The 20949-nt window shown below is 69.1% G+C and carries 17 protein-coding genes and 1 pseudogene; 7 read left to right on the top strand and 11 right to left on the bottom strand.

What is annotated here, in order from left to right; all coding sequences use genetic code 11:
• Positions 1-259, bottom strand: a 259-nt coding sequence (locus KBY88_RS15725) for a hypothetical protein (protein ID WP_254940891.1), incomplete at its 3' end; no start/stop codon positions are given.
• 278 nt (positions 260-537) lie between these two features.
• Here KBY88_RS15725 and KBY88_RS15720 point away from each other — a divergent pair.
• Both KBY88_RS15720 and KBY88_RS15715 read left to right on the top strand, forming a co-directional pair.
• On the top strand, positions 538-2250 hold the full coding sequence (locus KBY88_RS15720; protein WP_254940890.1) for a ShlB/FhaC/HecB family hemolysin secretion/activation protein: 1713 nt from the start codon (positions 538-540) through the stop codon (positions 2248-2250).
• A gap of 8 nt (positions 2251-2258) precedes the next feature.
• Positions 2259-4160 carry a CHASE2 domain-containing protein gene (locus KBY88_RS15715; protein ID WP_254940889.1) on the top strand — a complete coding sequence of 634 codons (1902 nt, stop codon included), beginning with the start codon at positions 2259-2261 and terminating at the stop codon, positions 4158-4160.
• On the opposite strand, the gene KBY88_RS15710 is transcribed toward KBY88_RS15715, so the two are convergent.
• On the bottom strand, positions 4114-4764 hold the full coding sequence (locus KBY88_RS15710; RefSeq protein ID WP_254940888.1) for a hypothetical protein: 651 nt from the start codon (positions 4762-4764) through the stop codon (positions 4114-4116). The genes KBY88_RS15715 and KBY88_RS15710 overlap by 47 nt on opposite strands.
• A gap of 35 nt (positions 4765-4799) precedes the next feature.
• The gene (locus KBY88_RS15705; protein ID WP_254940887.1) at positions 4800-5147 is read right to left on the bottom strand and encodes a DUF3307 domain-containing protein; all 348 of its coding nucleotides are present in this window, start codon (positions 5145-5147) and stop codon (positions 4800-4802) included.
• Positions 5148-5198: 51 nt separating this feature from the next.
• Between KBY88_RS15705 and KBY88_RS15700 the strand changes: the two genes are divergently transcribed.
• A complete protein-coding gene (locus KBY88_RS15700; protein ID WP_254940886.1) occupies positions 5199-6680 on the top strand; it encodes a mechanosensitive ion channel family protein in 1482 nt (493 codons plus the stop codon).
• A 20-nt stretch (positions 6681-6700) separates the two neighbouring features.
• Here the strand turns inward: KBY88_RS15700 and KBY88_RS15695 are convergent, their stop codons facing one another.
• The 4 genes from KBY88_RS15695 to alaS all read right to left on the bottom strand — a co-directional run bounded on the left by KBY88_RS15695 (position 6701) and on the right by alaS (position 12733).
• Positions 6701-7432 carry an SIMPL domain-containing protein gene (locus KBY88_RS15695; RefSeq protein WP_254940885.1) on the bottom strand — a complete coding sequence of 244 codons (732 nt, stop codon included), beginning with the start codon at positions 7430-7432 and terminating at the stop codon, positions 6701-6703.
• A gap of 98 nt (positions 7433-7530) precedes the next feature.
• Positions 7531-9390, bottom strand: a complete 1860-nt coding sequence (gene glsA / locus KBY88_RS16195; RefSeq protein WP_254940884.1) for a glutaminase A — start codon at positions 9388-9390, stop codon at positions 7531-7533.
• Positions 9391-9485: 95 nt separating this feature from the next.
• On the bottom strand, positions 9486-9893 hold the full coding sequence (locus KBY88_RS15685) for a hypothetical protein (RefSeq protein ID WP_254940883.1): 408 nt from the start codon (positions 9891-9893) through the stop codon (positions 9486-9488).
• Between the two features lie 113 nt (positions 9894-10006).
• Entirely contained in the window at positions 10007-12733 is a 2727-nt protein-coding gene (gene alaS / locus KBY88_RS15680; RefSeq protein ID WP_254940882.1) for an alanine--tRNA ligase, read from the bottom strand.
• 89 nt (positions 12734-12822) lie between these two features.
• Here alaS and KBY88_RS15675 point away from each other — a divergent pair, with 89 nt between their 5' ends.
• Together KBY88_RS15675 and KBY88_RS15670 are read left to right on the top strand one after the other, a co-directional pair.
• Positions 12823-13212 carry a hypothetical protein gene (locus tag KBY88_RS15675; RefSeq protein ID WP_254940881.1) on the top strand — a complete coding sequence of 130 codons (390 nt, stop codon included), beginning with the start codon at positions 12823-12825 and terminating at the stop codon, positions 13210-13212.
• A 28-nt stretch (positions 13213-13240) separates the two neighbouring features.
• A complete protein-coding gene (locus KBY88_RS15670) occupies positions 13241-16354 on the top strand; it encodes a DEAD/DEAH box helicase (RefSeq protein ID WP_254940880.1) in 3114 nt (1037 codons plus the stop codon).
• Between the two features lie 48 nt (positions 16355-16402).
• On the opposite strand, the gene KBY88_RS15665 is transcribed toward KBY88_RS15670, so the two are convergent.
• Together KBY88_RS15665 and KBY88_RS15660 are read right to left on the bottom strand one after the other, a co-directional pair.
• Complete coding sequence (locus KBY88_RS15665; RefSeq protein WP_254940879.1) at positions 16403-17776, bottom strand: lysophospholipid acyltransferase family protein; 1374 nt, start codon at positions 17774-17776, stop codon at positions 16403-16405.
• Positions 17777-17781: 5 nt separating this feature from the next.
• On the bottom strand, positions 17782-18663 hold the full coding sequence (locus KBY88_RS15660; protein WP_254940878.1) for an MBL fold metallo-hydrolase: 882 nt from the start codon (positions 18661-18663) through the stop codon (positions 17782-17784).
• A gap of 168 nt (positions 18664-18831) precedes the next feature.
• Here KBY88_RS15660 and KBY88_RS15655 point away from each other — a divergent pair, with 168 nt between their 5' ends.
• On the top strand, positions 18832-19677 hold the full coding sequence (locus tag KBY88_RS15655; protein ID WP_254940877.1) for an SWIM zinc finger family protein: 846 nt from the start codon (positions 18832-18834) through the stop codon (positions 19675-19677).
• Entirely contained in the window at positions 19670-20146 is a 477-nt protein-coding gene (locus KBY88_RS15650; RefSeq protein ID WP_254940876.1) for an MEKHLA domain-containing protein, read from the top strand. The genes KBY88_RS15655 and KBY88_RS15650 overlap by 8 nt, the downstream gene beginning before the upstream one ends.
• 103 nt (positions 20147-20249) lie before the next feature.
• Here the strand turns inward: KBY88_RS15650 and KBY88_RS16445 are convergent, their stop codons facing one another.
• Positions 20250-20795 (bottom strand): metal-independent carbonic anhydrase family protein, encoded by a 546-nt coding sequence (locus tag KBY88_RS16445; protein WP_514130648.1) that lies wholly within the window; start codon positions 20793-20795, stop codon positions 20250-20252.
• Positions 20796-20839: 44 nt separating this feature from the next.
• Positions 20840-20949 (bottom strand): annotated as a pseudogene (locus tag KBY88_RS16440) (IS481 family transposase); the annotation flags it as partial.

Raw genomic sequence — 20949 nt, 5'->3', positions numbered from 1 at the left:
TGATGCCCCCGCGGGTGTCGAAGGCGGAAAAGCGGTGAAAGAGGTTGCTGCCCGCTGCCGTGCCGCCACCCACCTGGCAGAGGCCGGCGCCGCAGCTGCCGCCCACCCGCCCATTCACCGCCGTGCCCAGGCCCAGGGCACCACCGGTGGCGCTCACGTCGCCGGCCAGCACCGGAACGCCCGCCAGCAGCCCCGCGAGAGCCAGGGCCACGGTCAACCCCAGGCCACGCTCAGGAGTCAAGCGAAGACGAACCGCCATGGGGAGGGAGCTGACCAAGGGAAGACGAGGGTCCAAGGCGCCACCCTCTCCATAGAAAGGCAAGCCTAATCGGGGTGCATGTTGCTGTTGACACCAGGCAACAGATGTTCAAGCGCGTCACACTTCAACACCGATCAGACCGCCCGCTTCGATCGGGCTCCCCCCCCAGGCCAACCCAGCACCAGAAGCGCGCAAGGACGATCACCCAAGGGGCCTTGACTTCGGGAATGTCCCATCAATTCAGATAACTTGCACTCATTAACTTTCACCCGACACCCATGCTCCCGTTGCCCCTGCTGGCCCAGCTGGTGGCTCCGCCGCTGCAGCAGGGGCCCGTACGCCTGCCAGGGCCCGATGCGGGGGAGCAAAGGCCCATGCGGGATCAGCCCGTTCCTCGTCTCGAGGTGCAGCCGGTGGAGCCAGCGGCCCCAGGAACGCCTCTCGACGGCCCGGCCAAACCTGGGGACAGCCCCCCCCCCACACCATCAACCCTTCGCCAGGATCTGCCCGAGATCCGCGGCTTCAAGCGTTACTCCAGCGCCGAACTCACCAAGATCCTCCAGCCCTGCCTGGCGATCAGCGATCCAAACGAACGGCTTCAGGCCTGTGCCGCCAGCCTCACGGCGAAGCTGGTGGCCGATGGCTATGTCAACAGTCGCGTCTTCGTCGAAACCAGCCCCGCCCCCGGTCGACTGGAGGTGGTGGAAGGGAAGATCGTGGAGGTGCGGGTCAACGCCAAAGACCCCTGGCTCAACCGTCGGGTGACCCGCCTGTTGAGGCCCCTCCAGGGCGAGGTGCTCAACCTGGCCGAGGTGGAGCGCCAACTGCGGCTGCTGCAGCGCCAGGCGGGCATCAAAAGCCTCCGCAGCAACCTCTCGCGCCTGGGCAGCGACCCCACCCAGGCCGTGCTCACGGTCAACGTCGAACTGGGCAGCCAGCCGCTCCAGGGCGACCTCTCCCTGCGCAACGACGGCTCCAGCGGCTCCGGCGAAGGTCGGGCCGTCGCCACCCTGGTGAAGGGAGCCCTGGCCACCCCCGGCGACATCCTGCTGCTCTACGGCGAAGTCGACTTCAATGACAACCCCTCCCTGGGGGCCCTGATCACCTCCGCCAGCTACACCTACCCGCTCAGCGACCAGTTCAACCTCACCGGCTCCTTTGGCTACAGCCGCCGCAACCTGATCGAGTTGCCTTCGCCGGCGAACGACTTCAGTACCCGGCAGTTCCAGGGCCTGGGGCAACTGGAATGGGTGTTCAAGGAAACGCTCACCCAGCGCTGGGCCGCCTTCGCCGGCCTGAGCATCAACCGCAGCGACACCTACCTGGCGGGTCAGGCCCTGCCGAGCTTCCTGCCCGAAAGCGTGCGCTCCCCGCGCACGGGCTACCTGCGGGTGGGGCTCAGCGGCAGCGGCCTGAGCAACGCCGTGGGCTGGAGCGGCAACGTCTATGCCCTGCAGGGGATCGGTGCCTTGACCCCCGCCGTCCAGATCAACGAACTCGCCCAGGTGGGCATCGCCCCGGGCCAGGCCACAGCCATTGGGGGCCTGGTGTCAGCGGCCTGGGGGTTCGCCCCCCATTGGCAACTCAACCTGCGGGCCGGTGGCCAGTGGGCCTTCAACGCCCTCACCCCCTCCATGCAGTTCACCCTCGGCTCCGATGTGGGTCTGCGCGGCCTGCCGGGCCAGCTGATCAGCGGCGACAACGGCTGGCTGGGCACCAGTGAACTGGTCTGGACCTTCTGGCAGAACAAGAAGAACGCTCTGCAACTGGTGCCCTTCTTCGGCTACGGCGGCATCAACACCAAGCTGCAGGGCCTCAGCTTCACCGACTACGTGGGCTCCACCGGCGTGCTCGCCCGCTGGCTCGCCGGCGACAACTGGACCCTTGAGGCCGGTTGGGTGAACCAGCTCGCCACCAACACCAACATCGGACCGTGGGCTGACTGGACCCTGAGCAAGGGCTTTTACGGCAAGATCCAATACCGGTTCTGAGGGCCGCCATGGGCCGAACCACGCCTGCCCGCCGCCTCGGCCAGGGCCTGACGCTGGTGGCGCCCTACGGCGCAGCGGCCCTGCTGGTGGCAGCCCTGCGCTTCACGGGCATCGCTGAATCGCTCAACCTGCTGCTCTACGACCTGATCACCCACCTGCGCCCGGCAGCCTCCGGGGCCAGCACACCGATCACGATCATCGGCATCAGCGAAGCCGACATCAACCGCTACGGCTGGCCGATCGACGACTCACTGCTTTGCGAGGCGATCGATGCTCTGAGCGCTGACGGCGCCCGGGCCATTGGCCTGGACATTTACCGCAACAAGGGTGTCGGCCCCCAACAGGACTGCCTGCGCCGCCAGGCCCGCAGCAACCCGAAGCTGGTGTCGATCTTCAACGTGGCCGAGTCGATCGGCCCGATCCCAGGAACGCCGCCGCAGCGCCGGGCCTTCAACGATCTGGTAGTGGACGCCGATGGGGTGGTGCGCCGCGATCTTGTCCATGTCGCTGGCCAGGACGCCGCCACCGTGGCCCTGCCCCTGCGCATGGTGGAGGTGTACCTGGGCAACACCGACCTGCGCCGCCGACTGGAGGCCAACCCCAGCTCCGCCCGCTGGCTCGAGCGCGATTCGGGCGGTTACTTCAACCTCGATGCCGCCGGCTTCCAGCAGCTGCTCTCCTTCCAGCAACGCGGCAGTTACTCCTTCTGGACCCTGGAGCAGCTGCTGCGCCGGCAGGTACCGAACGACAAGATCCGGGACCGGATCGTGCTGATCGGCAGCACCGCCCCGTCCCTGCGGGACCTGTTCAACGTTCCCCAGACCCGTTTCGTGCTAACCACCCGCCAGTGGCAGGAGGCGGGCGTGGAACTGCACGCCAACCGCGCCAGCGCCCTGCTGGCCATGGCCGCTGGCGTCTCCCATGGGCTATGGGCCCTGCCGGGCTGGAGCGGCACGCTGCTGCTGGTGCTGGGCCTGGGCGTCGGGGTGGCCCTGGGGGAGAGCTTCGCCACCCTGCGACGCAGCATCCTCACCGTGACGGCGGTGGCGCTGCTGGGCCTGGGCGGCGCGGTGGCCCTGCTGCTGTACGGCGTGTGGGTGCAAACCACCCTGCCCCTGGCGGGCCTGACCCTGATGGCGGGGGCCGCCTGGCTGCGCCGGGGGGCCGCCAGCCAGCAGCAGCGCCAGCAAATTCAACGCCTGCTGGGTCAGACCACCTCACCGGCGGTGGCCCAGCAGCTCTGGGAGCAACGGGATGAACTGCTCAGCGACGGGCGGTTCGAGGGGCGCCTGCTGGCGGTCACCATCGTCTTTTCCGACACCTGCGATTTCACCACCCTTTCCGAGCGCCTCAAGCCGGCGGAACTGCTGGCCTGGCTGAACCGCGGCATGGCCCTCTGCGTCCCCGCCATCACCGAGCGCGGCGGCATGGTCAACAAGTTCACCGGCGATGGGTTCCTGGCGGTGTTCGGGGCACCGCTGGGCAAGGGAGAGGTGGCCGACGCGAGCGAAGCGATCGACGCCGCCCTGGCGATCCAGCACGGCCTGGAGCAGCTCAACCGGGACCTGGCCGCCGAGGGCGAACCGCCGATGCGCATGCGCATCGGCATTCATTCCGGTGCTGTGCTGGCGGGCTCGATGGGATGCAGCGAGCGTTTGGAATACGCCATCATCGGCGACACGGTCAATTGCGCCTCGCGGCTGGAAAGCTCCGAGAAAGCTCGTCAGGACGGCCTCTGCCGGGTGCTCGTTTCCTCAGTGACGCGCGATCTGGTGCTACGGAACGGCGCCAACACGATGAATTGGGACCCCTGGGGCAGCCTCCAGGTGAAGGGCCGGACGGAACCCCTCGATGTCTGGGAACTCAGGGGCAGCGCACCGGTAGCATCGCCGGCCAATCCGCCGCAATGACCTCTTCTAGGCCAAAGGCTTGCGCCAGCTCGGCCTTGGTCACTCGGGAGCCGCACAGACCCTTGAGCTTCTGAAGTGCCACCTGGAGGCCGCGGTCGTTGGCGGAGCCTTCGGTGACCAGCAGGCTCAGGGCAGGCGGCGCCACGGTTTCCACGAAGTTGAGGGGATCAGTGCTGGCCGTTGAGGCCCCCTCGTCGCAGCGAAACGATGATTCCCAGACCTGGGAGCCCTTGAAGCCTGCCAGCCGAAGCAGCGTCACCCCAGCCGGAGCGGCGGGCAACTCCCGTTTCACCGCCGGGCCGGCGGACGTGCCGCCCGGGCCCTGGGGGCGGAACTGCACCTGCAGGGGCCGGGGGTTGGCCGTGGGGCCCTCCAGCAGGGCCACCGTCAGGGCGGAACCAGGGGCGAAGACGCTGTCAGAGGGCACCAGGTGGGCCAGAACCCGGGCGGCACATTCCCCGCGGGTACCGCCACCGATGCGGCGGCCAGGGAAGGTGTTGCGCAGGTCGGGCTGGGCCAGGGCAGCCGTGGCCTCCAGGCTCAGGACCGCGAGGGCCAGGACACCGAGCCAGTGGCGGGCAGGATTGCGAACGAAGAAGGCCATCGCCGGTCCGGATGGGGTTCTCGTATTCCCCATCCTCAGGATCGCACCACCAGCCAGGTCCACAACAACTTCGTGGCCAGGTGGATGGCCTGATCACCGGGGAGTCGGTAAAGATGCCGGCATTTACCGATGTCGGTGAGGGCGTGGGCCACCCATTCCGCCAGCCCCAGCAACGGCACGCCGGTGATCAGACCCACCAGGAAGCCGTGGATGGCGGCGTGGGAGCCCAACCACCAGTACCAAGGAAGCGTGACATCATGGCCCGGACACTTTTCTGTGGCCATCCGGTCGCTCTGCAGAGCGAAATCCCCCAGGAAATGTCCCATGGCGAGCATCAGGAACAGGTCCAGTGCTGGCGGGTGATGGGAAGGATCGGGAAACATGGCGGGGGCTGGCCAGCCCGCCCAGGATGCCCCCCCATGACCTGAGCTGCCATGGATGTGCTGCAACGGCTGTTACTCGCCATCGGCCTCACCGCCGGCCTGATCGTGGTACGGCTCGCCTGCCGTCGCCATCCGCGCGGCCTCGCCTCCCCGCCCACCCGGCTGCCCCTGGCGGCGATCGTGGCTTGGCTGCTGAGCAGCAGCCTGCCGCTGGTCTGGTTGCCGGAAGCCCTGCGCCCCTGGTGGAGCACCTCAGCGGTGCTGCTGATCAGCTATGCCCTGATCAGCCTCGGGGAATGGGCGTGCCTGGAACTGCCGGCGGCCGTGGGGCTGTGGGCCAAACCCCCCAAGATCCTCCGCGATCTGGGCATCCTGGCCGTCGGGGCAGCGTTCACGGTGGTGGTGCTGCAACAACAGGCCCGCGTGAACCTGGTGGGGCTGGTGACCACTTCGGCGGTGCTGACCGCCGTGATCGGCCTGGCGGCCCAGGAGACCCTCAAGGACCTGTTTGCGGGCATCACCCTGCAGATGGACAACCCCTTTCGTGAAGGGGACTGGATCGAACTCGACGGCACCAAGGGCATCGTCGTCTCGTTGACGTTGATGAACACCCTGCTTCGGTCGGTGGACGGCACCCTGCATGTGCTGCCCAACAGCAAGGTGGCCTCGGAGGTCCTGCACCGCTTTCGCGAAGGGGAGCCGGTGGGCAACCGCTTCAGCCTCGGACTCGACTATGGCTTCCCCCCGGCCCAGGCCCGCGAGCTCTTGCTTCAGGTGATCCGCCGTCACCCGCTGGTGCTCAGCAGCGAAGAATCACGGGTGTGGGTGGGGGCCTACGCCGACAGCTCGATCACCTACGAGCTGTTGGTCTGGCAACGGGGGGTCGGAGACCTCAGCCGCCTTCAGTTGCGCAGTGAGCTGCTGGAGCAGTTCTGGTATGCCCTGCAGCGGGCGGGCCAGAGCATTCCCTATCCAGTGCGGGAGCTCAGGCGCAAACCCTCCCCGGCGGTGGAAGCGGATCATGCCTTGGCCTCGCTGGATGAGCGGCAGCGACTGCTGCGCTCCAACCATCTGTTCGCGGTGCTGGGGGAGCAGCAGCTGGGCACCCTGGCCGCCCTGAGCCAGAGCCGCTCCTTCGGCCCCGGCGAAACGATCGTGCGCGAGGGAGAGGCCGGTGACTCGCTCTACCAGCTCGTGCGGGGCCGGGTGGAAGTGCTCAAGACAAGCGCCGACGGCACCCCCACCACCGTGGCCAGGCTGGAAGCGGGTGAGATTTTCGGGGAGATGACCCTCTGCCTGGATGCCCCCCGCAGCGCCACCGTGCGCTCGCTCGAGGAATGCCGGTTGCTGGAGGTGAGTCGGGCGGCGCTGCAACCGCTGCTGGCCAACGACACCGCCCTGCTCAAGCAACTGGCGGGGCTGGTGAACGCCCGCCGAGCCCAGCTCCAGCGCCTAGAGGATGAAGCGACCCCGCTGCAGGACAAGCAGCTGTTCGAGCGCATGCGCGAATTGTTCAGTTCGCTGCTGGGCTGACCCCCTGCCCCCCGGGGGCGTCAGCGGGCGCAGAACCGGGCGAGCAGGCTGGTGCGCTCGGTGGGCTTGGGCAACTCGGCGGGATCGAAGGGGGGAGCGCTCTCCGCGGCCATGGCCCTGGCCATCATCGGCCGGAAGCCTCCCTCCACCTGCACCTCCAGGGGCGTGAGCTGGGCCAGGCCGATGGCCGCCGCCAACTCCCGCCCCTGGGCCAGGGCGTCCTGGTAAGCGGCACGCAGCAGGGCACTGCGGCTGGCGGCATCTCCGCGGGAGTCAGCTTCGGCGGCCACCGGCGCCAGCCGCACCCCGCTGAGCCCTCCCACCCCACGGATGAGCGCCTGCAGGTTGGCCGGGGCCACGTGGCCGCTCACCTGCACACTGGCCGTCACCTGGGCGGCTGTGCGGGGCGACGGGGGGCGTTCCCAGGTGCTCGGGGAGGTCACCTCCAGCTCCTGCACCCCCAGGCGCTGCAGGCCCTGGCGCACGGCCGCCAAACGCTCCTGCAGCAGCCCCAGGGCGCCATCAGCCTTGGCGGCTTCGGCTTCGATCGCCAGGGAGACCCGCAGACGCTGGGTGGGACGCTTGCGTTCAGCCGACCCCCGCGCCTCCACCAAGGTGCCGTCACAGCGGAGCTGCACCTGGCCTTCGGCGCGGGCCGCCGCCGGGGCGAGGGCGAGCGAGGGGAACAGCCCCAGGCCCAGCAGGCCCAGCGGCAGGCCAGGGAAGGGGGCTGAGCAACGACGGCGGGGCATGGAGAAAGGGCGCATCGACCTCCACGCTATGGGCGGCGCCCGCCAGCTTTGGGGCAAGGGCCTGCGGCGGATCTGTCCCGCGTCGCCCCAGGAGCCACTCAGAGGTGCTCCATCTGGGTGAGCTGGTGGCTGGTGAGCGAAAGCTTCTGACCAACGTCGCAGATCAGGGCCAGCAACAGTTCGTTCATCGCCTCGGGGTCGCTGCGGCGGAGCTGATCGAAATCAGGGCGACTGAGCACCAGGCAGCCGCCCTCCAGATCGGAAGCCACGCTGGCGGTGCGCCGTTGGCCGGAGAGGAAGGCGATCTCCCCGAAGCACATGCCCGGCCCGAAGGTGGCCAGCCGCGACTCCAGGGGTCGGCCGTAGCCATCCTGCAGCTGGATGGTGGCTGTGAAACGGCCATGGTGCACCAGAAACAGCTCATCGCCCGGATCCCCGCGGCGGATCACCGTTTCGCCGGCGGCAAAATCCCGTCGCTCCAGGCAGGCGGCCACCCGCTGGCGGTAGGTGGGGTTCAGCTGACTGAGAAAGCCCTGGGAGAATGCGTTCTCGTGGGCGGAAGCCCCCCCGGAGGGGTCTCCATTCCAGAGGGCGAGGAAGAGGTTCTCGGCCCGCTCGATCGACTGATCGAGGTCAGGGCAGAACAGGGTCTCGGGCTCCTGGCCCAGCGCCAGGCGCACCCCCTCCAGATCGAGATGGGCGGAACGGGAGAGGAGGATCTCAAGGCCCCGACCCTGAAACAGGGTCAGCTGCTGCGCCAGGAGCTCAGCCGACTCGGCGGGGAGTTCGATCACATGGGCCAGATCAAGGACCAGCACGCGCGCCTCGGCCAGGCTCGCCGCCAGTTCAGCCACCAGCCGCTCCAGGGCCGCGAAATCGAGAATCCCCTGGACATGCACGACGCGGATGCGCTGGCCGGAGGCGCGCAGGGCCTCCCGATCGGGGGGGGAGCGCCAGCGGCGGGATTGGCGCCGGGCGGCCGTGTAGGAGCGACGAACGGTGGAGGAGCTCTGGGGGTACTGGTTGAAGAGGCTGAGGCCCAGGCGCCCGGAGAGTTCGTTGCAGACGGCGATGCCACGGACACTGTTGCCCAGGCTGTCCAGGGGCGGGGAGTAGATGGCGATGCCGAGGCGGCCAGGCACCACCGCCAGGATGCCGCCGCCCACACCGCTCTTGGCGGGCATGCCCACGTCGTGGAGCCACTGACCGGCGAAGTCGTAGGTGCCGCAGCTGGCCATCAGGGCCAGCACGCGTCTGGTGATGTCCGGGCTGAGGGGGCGGGCGCCGGTGAAGGGGTTGCGGCCCTGGCAGGCGAGCGTGGCCGCCATGATCGCCAGATCCCGGCAGGTGACCTGAATCGAGCACTGCCGGAAATACAGATCCAGGGAGAGTTCCGGATCGGTTTCGATGATGGCGAAGTTGCGCAGCAGGTGGCCGATCGAGCGGTTGCGGTGGCCCGTTGCCCGCTCGGAACGGAACACGGCATCATCGATGCCCAGGCGGCGGCCCACCAACTGGGCGAAGAAATCGAGAACGGTTGCTTCGGCGTTCTCAGGATCACGGCAGGCGATCTGGGCGGTGGTGGCGATGGCCCCCGCGTTGATCATCGGGTTGCGCGGCCGCCCGGTCGTCGGATCGAGACTGATGGCGTTGAAGGCCTCCCCCGACGGTTCCACCCCCACCTTGGCCACCATGCACTCGGGGCCGAGAAGTTTCAGTGCCAGACCATAGACGAAGGGCTTGGAAATCGACTGAATCGTGAACGACTTGCCGGCATCACCTGCCTGATAAAGGCGTCCGTCGACCGTGGCGATGACGATGCCGAAATCCCTCGGATCGGCCTTGGCAAGTTCGGGAATGTAATTGGCAGGAGCGCCATCCTCGAGCGACAAATAGCGCTGATGGAGTTCATCGATGAGGCCTTGAATCGCGTTGATCCTGGAATCTGCCTCTACCACCGACCACTCTCACCCAATCATGTGTGCGATCCCAATGCATCCCACGCCCACGTCCCGTAGCTACCACTACGGGACGTGGGCCGCAGAACACGCTCCTAGAGCGCCTCGAAGCGCACGTTGAGGTTGAGCTTGCCCGGCCCGAGCGCCGTTGACTGCAGCACCAGGGCGGCCGTCTTGCCGGCTGGGGTGCCATCGACTGTGGTGTCGGCCGGGGGATCAAGCACCAGATTGAACCCCCAGGGCCCTACCACGGTGTTGATCGTGCGCTCCCTGTAGCCCTGGGCGTTGAGCAAGGCCTTCGCCTTCACCAGCAGAGAATCAGGTGTACCCCCCAGCTGACCGTTGAGGCTGGTCTGGCCGACGGCATTGGCCGCGAACAGGGTGGTGAGCCCACCCGGCAGCTTGAGCCCCTTGAGCAGGGTGCCGGCGGGGGTGGCGAGGGCCGCGGTGGCCGTGAGCAGGACCGCAAGAACGGCCAGGCCGGAAGAGCAGAGCCGTTTCATCGCTGCGGGACACTGAGATCCAAACCTAGGGAAGAGCGCTTGAGGCGAGCACCTCCTCCACACGCCCCGACACACCGTTCCCGCAGATCCATCAGCCCCCGCCCCCCGCCGGCTCAGCCCGCCAGCGCCGCGCTGAGTTCGGCGCGGGCCGTCTGAAGAGCCCCATCGAGGGCAGCAGCATCCTTGCCGCCGGCCGTGGCCAGATTCGGGCGACCGCCCCCACCCCCACCCACCAGCCGGGCGATGCCGCCGATGAACGCGCCCGCCTTCGGGCCCGCCGCCACCACCTCGGGGCCAAAGGCCGCCACGAGACTGAGCCTGTCGGGGGCCGCCCCGTCGGGCACCCCCGCCAGCACCACCGCCGCCGCCTGGCCGAGGCGCTCCCGCAACCCCTGGGCCGCGCTCTGCAGGCCGGCCGCCTCCACCCCATCGAGGCGGGCCACCAGCAGCTGGAAGGCCCCGATCGTCTCGGCGCGGGCCGCCAGTTCCGTGGAGCGGGCCAGGGCCAGCTCGGTGCGGGCCGCCGCCAGGGCCTTGCCGCTGGCCTTGAGCTCCTCCTGCAGCGCCGCCACGCGCTCGACGATCTCGCCGGGCTGCACCTTGAAGCGCTCCCCCAGCTGGCGCACCACCGCCTCACGCTCGTTGAGGTAGGCGAGCACCGCCGGGCCCGCCACCGCCTCGATGCGGCGGATGCCGGCGGCCACGCCGGTTTCGGAGATGATCTTGAACAGGCCGATCTCGGCGGTGTTGGCGACGTGGGTGCCGCCGCAGAGCTCCATCGACACCCCGGGCACATCAACGACGCGCACCACATCGGCGTACTTCTCACCGAACATCGCCACAGCCCCGGCGGCCCTGGCCTGCTCGATCGCCATCTCCCCCACCTGGAGCGCGTGGGCATCGGCGATCCAGCCGTTGATCAGCGCCTCGATGCGCTCCAGCTCATCGGCACTGACCGTCCGGGGGCTGTGGAAGTCGAAGCGCAGGCGGTCGAAATCCACCAGGGATCCCGCCTGGGCAATCGAGGGGTTCACCACCTGCTTGAGGGCCGCCTGCAGCAGGTGGGTGGCGGTGTGGTTCGCCTGGGCGCGGCGGCGGCAGGTGCGGTCCACCTGCGCCATCACCCGATCACCGATCGCCAGCTGGCCGCGCTCGATTCGGCCGCTGTGCACGAACACGCTGCGGTTGCGGCTGACGCCCTCGATGCGCATCAGCAGGCTGGTCCCCTGGCCACCTTCGGTGCCCGCCTCCGCTTCGCCATCACCGGTCACGTCAGCGGTGAGGACCCCGCGGTCACCCACCTGGCCACCGCCCTCGCCATAGAACGGGGTGGAATCGAGCACCAGCTGCACCCGATCACCGGCGGAGGCGCGTTCGGCCGGCTCCCCGTTCACCACCAGGGCGAGCACGCAGCTGGGGTGCTCCAGGACGCCATAGCCCTTGAAGTCCGTGGCCTCCAGCGCCGCCGCCACCTGCTCGATCGCGCCTTGAAGTGTGAGATCGAGGCTCACTGCCGCGGCCTTGGCCCGCTGGCGCTGGGCCTCCATGGCCGCCTCGAAGCCGGTCACGTCCACCGTCAGACCATGCTCCTCGGCGATCTCCTCGGTGAGCTCCAGGGGGAAGCCGTAGGTGTCGTAGAGCTCGAAGGCCTGCTCACCGCTGATCTGCCGCGGCCGGGCCGCCAGCACTTCGGCCAGCAACTTCTCGCCGCGCTCGAGGGTTTCGAGGAACCGCTCCTCCTCTCGGGCCAGTTCCGCCAGGATCGACCCTCGTCGATCAATCAGTTGCGGATAAGACGCCGCCATCAGCGCGACCGCGGCCTCGCCCATCGCCGTCAGGAAGGGCTTGTCGATGCCCAGAAGCCGTCCGTGGCGCACCACGCGGCGCAGCAGCCGCCGCAGGATGTAGCCACGGCCGAGATTGGAGGCGCTGACACCATCGCCGATCAGTTGGGTGATGGCGCGGCTGTGGTCGCCGATCACCTTCAGGGAGGTCTTCCCCTTGGTGTCGAGGGCGTGGTAGTCAACGCCCGCGAGGGCGCCCGCCCGCTCGATCAAGGGAAAGATCAGGTCGGTTTCGTAGTTGTTGGGAACCGCCTGCAGGATCTGGGCCATGCGCTCAAGCCCCAGGCCCGTGTCGATGTTGCGCTGGGCCAGGGGAGTAAGCCGCCCCTCCGCATCGCGGTTGGACTCCATGAACACCAGGTTGTAGAACTCGATGAAGCGGGAGTCGTCTTCCAGGTCGAGGCCTTCATCACCGAGCTCGGGCTTGAAGTCGTAGTAGATCTCCGAGCAGGGGCCGCAGGGGCCCGTGGGGCCTGAGGCCCAGAAGTTATCCGCCTCATCCATGCGGATGATGCGCTTCGGGTTCACACCCACGACGTCGCGCCAGATCGCCGCGGCCTCGTCGTCGTCGCGGAAGACGCTCACCACCAGATGGTTCGGCGAGAGGCCGAAGACCTCGGTGGACAGCTCCCAGGCCCAGCGGATCGCCTGCTCCTTGAAGTAGTCGCCGAAGGAGAAGTTGCCCAGCATCTCGAAGTAGGTGTGGTGCCGCGCCGTGCGGCCCACGTTCTCGATGTCGTTGGTGCGGATGCACTTCTGGGCGCTGGTGGCCCGGGGCGCCGGCCGCGGCGCCTGGCCCAGGAACACCGGCTTGAAGGGCAGCATGCCGGCGATGGTGAGCAGCACCGTGGGGTCCTCCGGCACCAGGGAGGCACTGGCCAGGCGCCGGTGGCCGCGCTGCTCGAAGAAGCTCAGGAACGCTTCGCGGATCTCGGCGCCGCTGCGCGGCCAGGGCCGCTCGGACGCCGGGCGATCGGGGGAGAGCGCAACAGCCATGGCCTCGAACGTGCAAACAACACCCTGGAAAGGGCATGATCGCGCAGCACAGGTCCAGCGCCCCGCCACCGTCCCCTGGTTGAGCCCCCTTGCTTGAGCCCCCCGCTCCCCCTGAGGCCCGCGCGCGCCTGCGGCTGCGATCGCTGTGCTGGGCCCTGCTGGCGGGCCTGAGCGCAGGCGCCCTGGGGCTGAGCATGGGCCTGGAGCCGGCCCTGCGGGCGGGGGGCAGTGGACTCTTCTATGGCCTGCTGGCCTTCCACCTGCAGCGGGTGGACCCCGACGACGGCCACCTGCAGGCCGGTCTGGTGGGGGCGGTGTGCGGGATCCACAGCCTGGGCTTACCCCTCGACCTCCACGGGGCGCCGGAGGAGGTCCTGCCAGGGTTGATGATGGCGCTGGTACGCGCCTGGCTGCCGTTGATCGGTGCCGCCCTGGTGCTGCACGCCGGCCAACGTTCCTTCAGCGCCCTGCGGCCATGACCCTTCGGCACGGCCGTTCCCCGTCCCCATGAGCCTGCTGCACGCCACCTGGCTCAGATCCCACACCACCGGCCGCCCCGGGCTGCTGCTCTGGGCTGACACCTGGCGGGTGGCCACCCCGGTGACACCGCAGACCCAGGTGCCCAACCACCCGCTGAGCCTGGACCAGGACGACCTGGGGGCCTGGCTGGAGGAGCGCGATCTGTGGTCGGAGGCCTTCCGCCCCACCGTCGCCACCCTCACCCTGCCCAGCCGCAGCCAGAGCGCCAAAGGCAAAAAGAAAATCGAGGGGGCGGCCTGGAGCGGCCTGCCCCTGCAGGCGGGGGAACCGATCCCGAAAACCGTGGAGTGGTGGCCGTGGCAACTGGAGGGGTTGTGGCTGGAGCCCGCCGCCGCCGGAGCCTGGCTGGGTCAGCTGCCTCTGTCCGGCGATGAGCTCGGCCTGGCCGACGAACTGCGCTGGTGGAGCCACCTGCAGCGCTGGGTGCTGAGCCTGATCGCCCGGGGCCGCTATCTGCCCCAGGTCGAGACCAGCGGCGAGGGGCGCGTGGCCCGCTGGCGCCCCCTGCTCAACCGCGAAGACGACCGCCGCCGCATCGAAGACCTGGCGGCGCGCCTCCCCCAGGTGGCCGTGGCCGCCTCGGGGGTGGCCACCCCCCTGGGGCTGCCGCCGGTGGCCGAGATAGCCTGCCGCCGGCCCGGCTCCAGCCGCCTGGTGGTGGTGAACCTGCTCAACGATCTGGTGGACGCCCAGCTGCGCGCTGGCTTCCGCCCGGATCCCACTGGCCTCGATCCGCTGCTGGCCGCCTGGCAGCAGGCCCTCGGACCGGGCACGGGCAAGCTCAACCTCAGCGGCGAGGACGCCGAGCGGCTGGAGGGGGCCACCCACCACTGGCGCGAGGCCGTGGCCGGACGCGTGGCCCCGGCCCGGGCCTGCCTGGAACTGTTCACACCCCCCGAGGGCCAGGACCTCTGGGACCTGCACTTCAGCCTGCAGGCGGAGGCGGACCCCGCCCTGCGCGTCAGCGCGGCGGTGGTCTGGGCCACCACCGAGCGCCAGCTGATGCTCGGCGAAATCGAGGTGGACCAGCCCGGCGAGGTGCTTCTGGAGGGCCTGGGGCGTGCCCTGCAGGTGTTCGAACCGGTGGCCCGGGGGCTGGATGCCTCCGCCCCCGAGGCCATGGCGCTCACGCCGGCCGAGGCCTTCGTGCTGGTGCGCACCGCCACCACCCGGTTGCGGGATGTGGGCGTGGGGGTGGTGCTGCCCCCCAGCCTCAGCGGCGGCCTGGCCAGCCGGCTGGGGCTCTCGATCGAGGCGGAACTGCCGGCCCGCTCCCGGGGCTTCAGCCTTGGCGAAACCCTCGAATGGACCTGGGAATTGATGATCGGCGGGGTCACCTTGACCCTCAAGGATCTGGAGCGGCTGGCGGGCAAGCGCAGCCCGTTGGTGCAGCACAAGGGGGCCTGGATCGAGCTGCGCCCGGGCGATCTGCGCAACGCCGAGAAGTTCTGCGCCCTTGATCCCGCCCTCAGCCTCGATGACGCCCTGCGGCTCACGGGCAACGAGGGGGAAACCCTGCAACGCTTGCCGGTGCACCGGTTCACGCCAGGGCCAAGGCTGCAGGCGGTGCTGGAGCAGTACCACCAGCAGAAGGCCCCCGACCCCCTGCCGGCCCCCGAAGGCTTCTCCGGCCAGCTGCGTCCGTACCAGGAGCGCGGCCTGGGCTGGCTGGCCTTCCTGCACCGCTTCGACCAGGGCGCCTGCCTGGCCGACGACATGGGCCTGGGCAAGACGATCCAGCTGCTGGCCTTCCTGCAGCACCTCAAAGCCGAAGACGAACTCAAACGCCCCGTGCTGCTGGTGGCCCCCACCTCGGTGCTCACCAACTGGAAGCGGGAGGCGGCCGGCTTCACCCCCGAGCTCCGCGTGCTGGAGCACTACGGCCCCCGCCGGGCCGCCAACAGCGCAGCCCTGACCAAAGCGCTCGCTGGCGTTGATCTGGTGCTCACCAGCTACGGGCTGCTGCAGCGGGACATCGATCTGCTCGGTGGCGCCGACTGGCAGGGGGTGGTGATCGACGAAGCCCAGGCGATCAAGAACCCCAGTGCCAAGCAGAGCCAGGCGGCCCGGGAGCTGGCCCGCGCCGCCAAGCACAGCCGCTTCCGCATCGCCCTCACCGGCACGCCCGTGGAGAACCGGGTGAGCGAACTCTGGGCGCTGATGGATTTCCTCAACCCCAAGGTGCTCGGGGAGGAGGAGTTTTTCCGCCAGCGCTACCGGCTGCCGATCGAGCGCTACGGCGACATGAGCTCCCTCAAAGACCTCAAGGCCCGCGTGGGGCCGTTCATCTTGCGGCGCCTCAAGACCGACCGATCGATCATCAACGACCTGCCCGAAAAGGTGGAGCTCAACGAGTGGGTGGGACTCAGCCCTGAGCAGGTGAAGCTCTACCGCAAGACCGTCGATGAAACCCTCGACGCCATCGCCCGCGCCCCCCTGGGCCAGAAGCATGGCCAGGTGCTGGGGCTGCTCACCAAGCTCAAGCAGATCTGCAACCACCCGGCCCTGGCCCTCAAGGAAGCCGGCATCGGCGAGGGATTCGGGGCGCGCTCGGCGAAGTTGCAACGGCTCGATGAGATCGTCGAGGAGGTGATCGAGGCGGGCGACCGGGCCCTGCTCTTCACCCAGTTCGCCGAATGGGGCCTGCTGCTCCAGAGCCATCTGCAGCGCCGCTTCCGCCAGGAGGTGCCCTTCCTCTACGGCAGCACCAGCAAGGCCGAGCGCCAGGCGATGGTGGATCGCTTCCAGGAGGATCCGCGCGGCCCCCAGCTGTTCCTGCTCTCGCTCAAGGCCGGCGGGGTGGGCCTGAACCTCACCCGGGCCAGCCATGTGTTCCACATCGACCGCTGGTGGAACCCGGCGGTGGAGAACCAGGCCACCGACCGGGCCTACCGCATCGGCCAGACCAACCGGGTGCTGGTGCACAAGTTCATCACCAGCGGCTCGGTGGAGGAGAAGATCGACCGGATGATCCGCGAGAAGGCCAAGCTCGCTGAAGACATCATCGGCAGTGGCGAGGAGTGGTTGGGGGGCCTCGACCCCGGCCAGCTCAGGGACCTGGTGGCGCTGGAGGAGACGTAGGCGCCGCCCGCAGCCTCTGCTCGGTGCGACGATCGGGGCCGATCCAGATCAGGCCTCGATCAGGGTCTGCAATTCAGCCGCAAGGTCCTGGGTGAGGGTCGCCACAGCCCCCTGGCGTCCAGCCCGGTAGGCGTCCCGACGCTCGCCCACGTCGATGGCTTCCCCCACGCTGATCTGGGCCCGGCGCAACCCCAGCCGCGGCGGTGATGGCATTGGCCCCTCGCCGATCAGGCGGTGCACCAGCGTGAACAGGATCTGGAGGGTTTCGCCGAAGCGGTCGGCGCAGGGTTTCTCGCGCACATGGGTGCCGCTGACGGCCACGAACGACTCCACCAGGCGCATATGCCACAGGGCGCGTTCGGCATCGGTGGCGAGATGGTCCGCCAGGCCGCGCTCCACCGCCGGCAAGGCCGCTCGGTCGCGGGTGTCGGGTCGATAGATCCAATCCCAGCCCGCCTGCTCGATGCGGCGGCAACGGTCGTTCAAGCTCCCCTTGGCAATCAGACCGAAGCGGGCCTCGCTCACCGCCAGGGCCGCCTCGAGCAGCTGCCGCAGGCGCTCACCCCGGTTGTCCGCCGTGATCGCCCCCTCGGACGCCAAGGAGGCGCGGTACCCCTGGCGGTAGAACTGCTCCAGGCGCGCCAGTAACCAGTCGGCCACGGCTGTCAGGCGGGGGTAGAGGGCCGCCAGTTCCCCCTCCTCCCCCACGGTCCCACCGGGGGGCGGCCCGCCCGGGGTGGCCAGGCCGCAGGCCTGCTCCAGGTGGGCGAGTTCGCGATCGGCGGCCACGGCGATCGGCCCGACGTAGTGATAGCGAATGCCCAGGGGCACCAGCTCCACCGCCTCGGAGCGGCCGGCCTGGGCCAGGTCTTCCACCGCCCAGAAGGCGATCTGGGCCACGCCCGGCTCCAGGGGGCTGAGCACGTCGCTGAGGCCGTTGGTGGCCCCCTCCGGCGCCGCCGCCAGCGGGTACGCCCCCTCGACCATCAACTGACGGGCGGCCCGCAGACCCTTGAGATCAAGCTTGCCCCGCTGGATCGAACTGCCCCCGAGCCGTGCCAACAACCAGGCCGCACTTGGTCCGGCCCAGAGGGGGATGCCGCGGTCGTAGAGGAAGTGGGAATGCATGAACATCCGCAGGGGCTGCCCCTGGGCCCGCGCCGCCCGGGGGAGCAGGGCCCAGAGCAGGGCGGCGAAACAGTAGGGGTCACTGGTCTGGGGATGGCGGAAGGCCAGCAGCAGCCGCGCCTCCCCGCGCTGGAACCGTCCTGCTGCCGCCACCAACCGCTCCAGGTGGTCCGCCTCCACCCCCACCAGACCGGCCTGGAGGCGCAGCAGCAGCGGCAACAAGGGCCGCAGCAGCCACGGCAGCCAGCGCAGCAGCCGCTGGGGCAGAAAGTCGAGGGGGGCCTGGGCCAGCATCGGGATCAGGAATCCAGGGAATCCAGGAGCCGGCTCAGCTCCCGGCCCCACTCTCCAGGAGCGAAGATCCGGCGGCCACCGTGGCCCGGCAGCAGCCAGCGCACATCGAGCTCCAGCAGACGCTCCAGGGAACGCACCTGTTCCGGCCAGTTCCACCAACACACCTGGCGCGAAGCCACCAGGGCCCCGGTGCTCTCGGACCACCAGAGGTGATCGCCACTGAACAGCACCTGGTCGTCGAAAAGAAACGCCACCGACCCCTCGGTGTGGCCGGGGCAGGGCAGCACGCGCAGGTCGGCATCGAAAGGCAGCGGTTCGCGGCCCGTGAAGCGATGCTCCGCCGCCGGCGCGGCATCGGCATCGGCGCTGTGGATCCAGCGCCCACAACCGAAGTGATCGGCGAAGGCCTGGTGGTCGGCCACATCATCCCGGTGGCTGAGCAGCAGGCTGCTGACACCGCCGAGGGCCTCGAGGCGACGGGCGATGGCCCGGTTGAAGCGGGGGGAATCGATCAGCACGTTGCCCGCTCCGCCGGGGCGCACGATCAGGTAGCTGCTGGCGCCGAAGCTCTGGCGCGAGGCCCAGCCGCAGTAGTACACCTCACCGCGGCGGGTGGCGGTGACCCGGGCAGGAAAGCCCTCGACGGGCGTGCGGGCGATCAGCTCCCGCGGGGCACCGATCGCCGCCACCGGGCAGGCCTGCAGGGCCAGCAGCGCCTGCCCCTGCTCGGCCCCCTCCGCAGGCTGATGCCACACCTCGGCCTGACTGGCGCCGTTGCGGAAGTGGGCCGGAGCGAACGTCCAGCAGGTGCCGCAGTCAATGCAACTGGCGTCGACGAAGAAGGGACCGCTGACGTTTCCAGCGAGGCGCCGCTGCTCTCGGGCCATGGCGCAACAGCCTCGGAGGCCCCAGGCTAGGGGGACCGCGGGGCGGGTAGGCATACTTTCTCCAGCACGGGCCTGGCCAGGGCAGCTCTGGTGAGCCCTGCCCCGGCCGGCCACACATCGGGCTGGAGCCCCCCGATCCAGACGGCCCCGACCCTTTCGGCCCCCTCCATGACGGTCACCCCTGCCTCCCTCACCACCACCCTCGGCAACGAAGGCCTGGGGCAACAGCCCTGGTGGGTGGAGCAGTGGATGGAGCTGATCAACTCCTACCGCTACAAGAAACGGTTGGAGCGCGCCTGGACCTACGCGCGCTCCGGCAACGTGCTCTCGATCCGCTTCGAGGGGCGCCGGGTGCACGCCCGGGTGCAGGGCACCGAGGAGGAGCCCTACAAGGTGAAACTCTGGCTCGACACCCTCAGCGACGAAGACTGGGGCTACGTGCTCGAAGCCCTGGGACAGAAGGCCCGCTGGTCGGCGCAGCTGCTGGCGGGGATCATGCCCGCCGACATCGAGCGCGCCTTCGCCGCCAGCGGGCGCCGGCTGTTTCCCTTCAAGTTGCAGGAAGTGCGCAGCGAATGCACCTGCCCCGACAAGGCCAACCCCTGCAAGCACACCAGTGCCGTCTACTACCTGATGGGGGACCGCTTCAGCGAGGACCCCTTCGTCCTCTTCCAGCTGCGGGGCCGCAGCCGCAACCAGCTGCTGGCCAACCTGGCTGAGCAGCGGCGTCAGTTGCTCAGTGCCAAAGCCACGGCGCCGGTCGCGCCCCATCCCCCCCATCCAGCCATCGCCGATCCCGGCCGCTGGTGGCGCTACGACGCCCCGCTGGACCCTGATCTGGTGGTGGTCACCCCGGCCATGGAGGGCGACACCGGGCTGGATGAGGCCGGGGATCTGCCCCTGGCCGCCGAACCGCTGTTCCCGGAGGCGAACCGGCTGTTCCTCGAGAATCTGCGTGCCCAGGGCGCCCTGCTGGGGCAACAGGCGATGGCCCAGGCGATGGGGGGTGGCTGAGCCCCCCTGGCTGACGCCCGAGCTGATGGACGTGACCGCCCTGCTGCTCGAGTCCCACCGGCAGGCCTTCGGGCGGCCGCTCCTGGCCGGCCATAACCCCGGCCGCTGCCGGCGCCTGGGGGCCCAGGAACTGTTCGCCGGCGCCGAGGTGGTGCTGGCCCATGGCGGGGGCCGCGACCCCCGCCTGATCTACGCCAATGGTGCCGCCCTCAGACTCTGGCGTCGTCCCTGGACCGCGATGGTGGGCCTGCCCTCGCGGCTGACGGCGGAGCCCCAGGAACGTCGTGCCCGGCAACAACTCCTGGAGACCGCCGAGCGGCTGGAGGCGATTCGCGGCTACAGAGGCGTGCGCGTCGATGGCGAGGGGCGACGCTTCGTGATCGACAACGCACGCCTGTGGACCCTCCGGGATGAGGAGGGCCGGGGCTGCGGCCAGGCGGCCGCCTTCAGCTCCTGGTGGTGGCTCTGAACTCGTTCGGGCATCGCAGCGCCAAGCCCCCTTGACAGGTTGCTGTCCCTCCAGAAAAAGCGATCCCGAAGGGCAGCAGGGGCCATTAAGGGGATGGGGGGCTTCAGCTGGCAGGTCTGCACTGAAAGAAAGAGTGCTCAAGAAGAATGCGCCGCTTCCCGTCAGCTCCTTTGGAGGACTCCCAGGTTTTGTCTACGGTCAACCCTCTGCCAGTCATGTCGGTGAACGTCACATTTTCCATGCTGATGGCGGTGTAGTCGATGATCCCCACAGCAGCCCTTTTGACCATGCACCGCCGCCGGCTCTGCATGGCCAATCCTCTGTCGCCAGGACGCTCAGAATCTCCCCCCCCCCAAAAAAAGCAGGACAGAGCTCCCTGGCGGCTGGAGGGGAAGACCTGGGGAGTGGTGGTGAGGGTGGGCTTGAACGCCAGCGGTCCCACGACGCAACCGTAGGCAGCATCCAGCACACATGCAGATAGGGCTCCAGCAGCGGGCTCACCCTGCTCATCCCTGGTGGTGGAGACGATCACTTGGACATGGCACCAACCCCGTTGGGCACAGAACACCCCATCTTCGGCGAGGCCAACGCTCGGGCCCTTCGTTCTGATCTTGGTGACTGGAACGCTCGCTTCTGGCTGCAAGGCCATCAAAGAAGACAGAGATTGCGCCTTAGTTGTGTTTTCTCATCAGGTCATTCAGCAATCAGCTGCCGCTGTAGGCACTGCTGAGGCGTGAGGCCACCGAGAGCCATCTGGCACCTGCTGCCGTTATAGATCCCGAGATAGCGGGGCAGCCAGCGGT

Origin of the sequence: Cyanobium sp. Morenito 9A2, from assembly GCF_024345575.1 — a bacterium.
Classification (GTDB): domain Bacteria; phylum Cyanobacteriota; class Cyanobacteriia; order PCC-6307; family Cyanobiaceae; genus ATX-6F1.
This window is presented reverse-complemented; position numbering and strand designations above follow the sequence as displayed.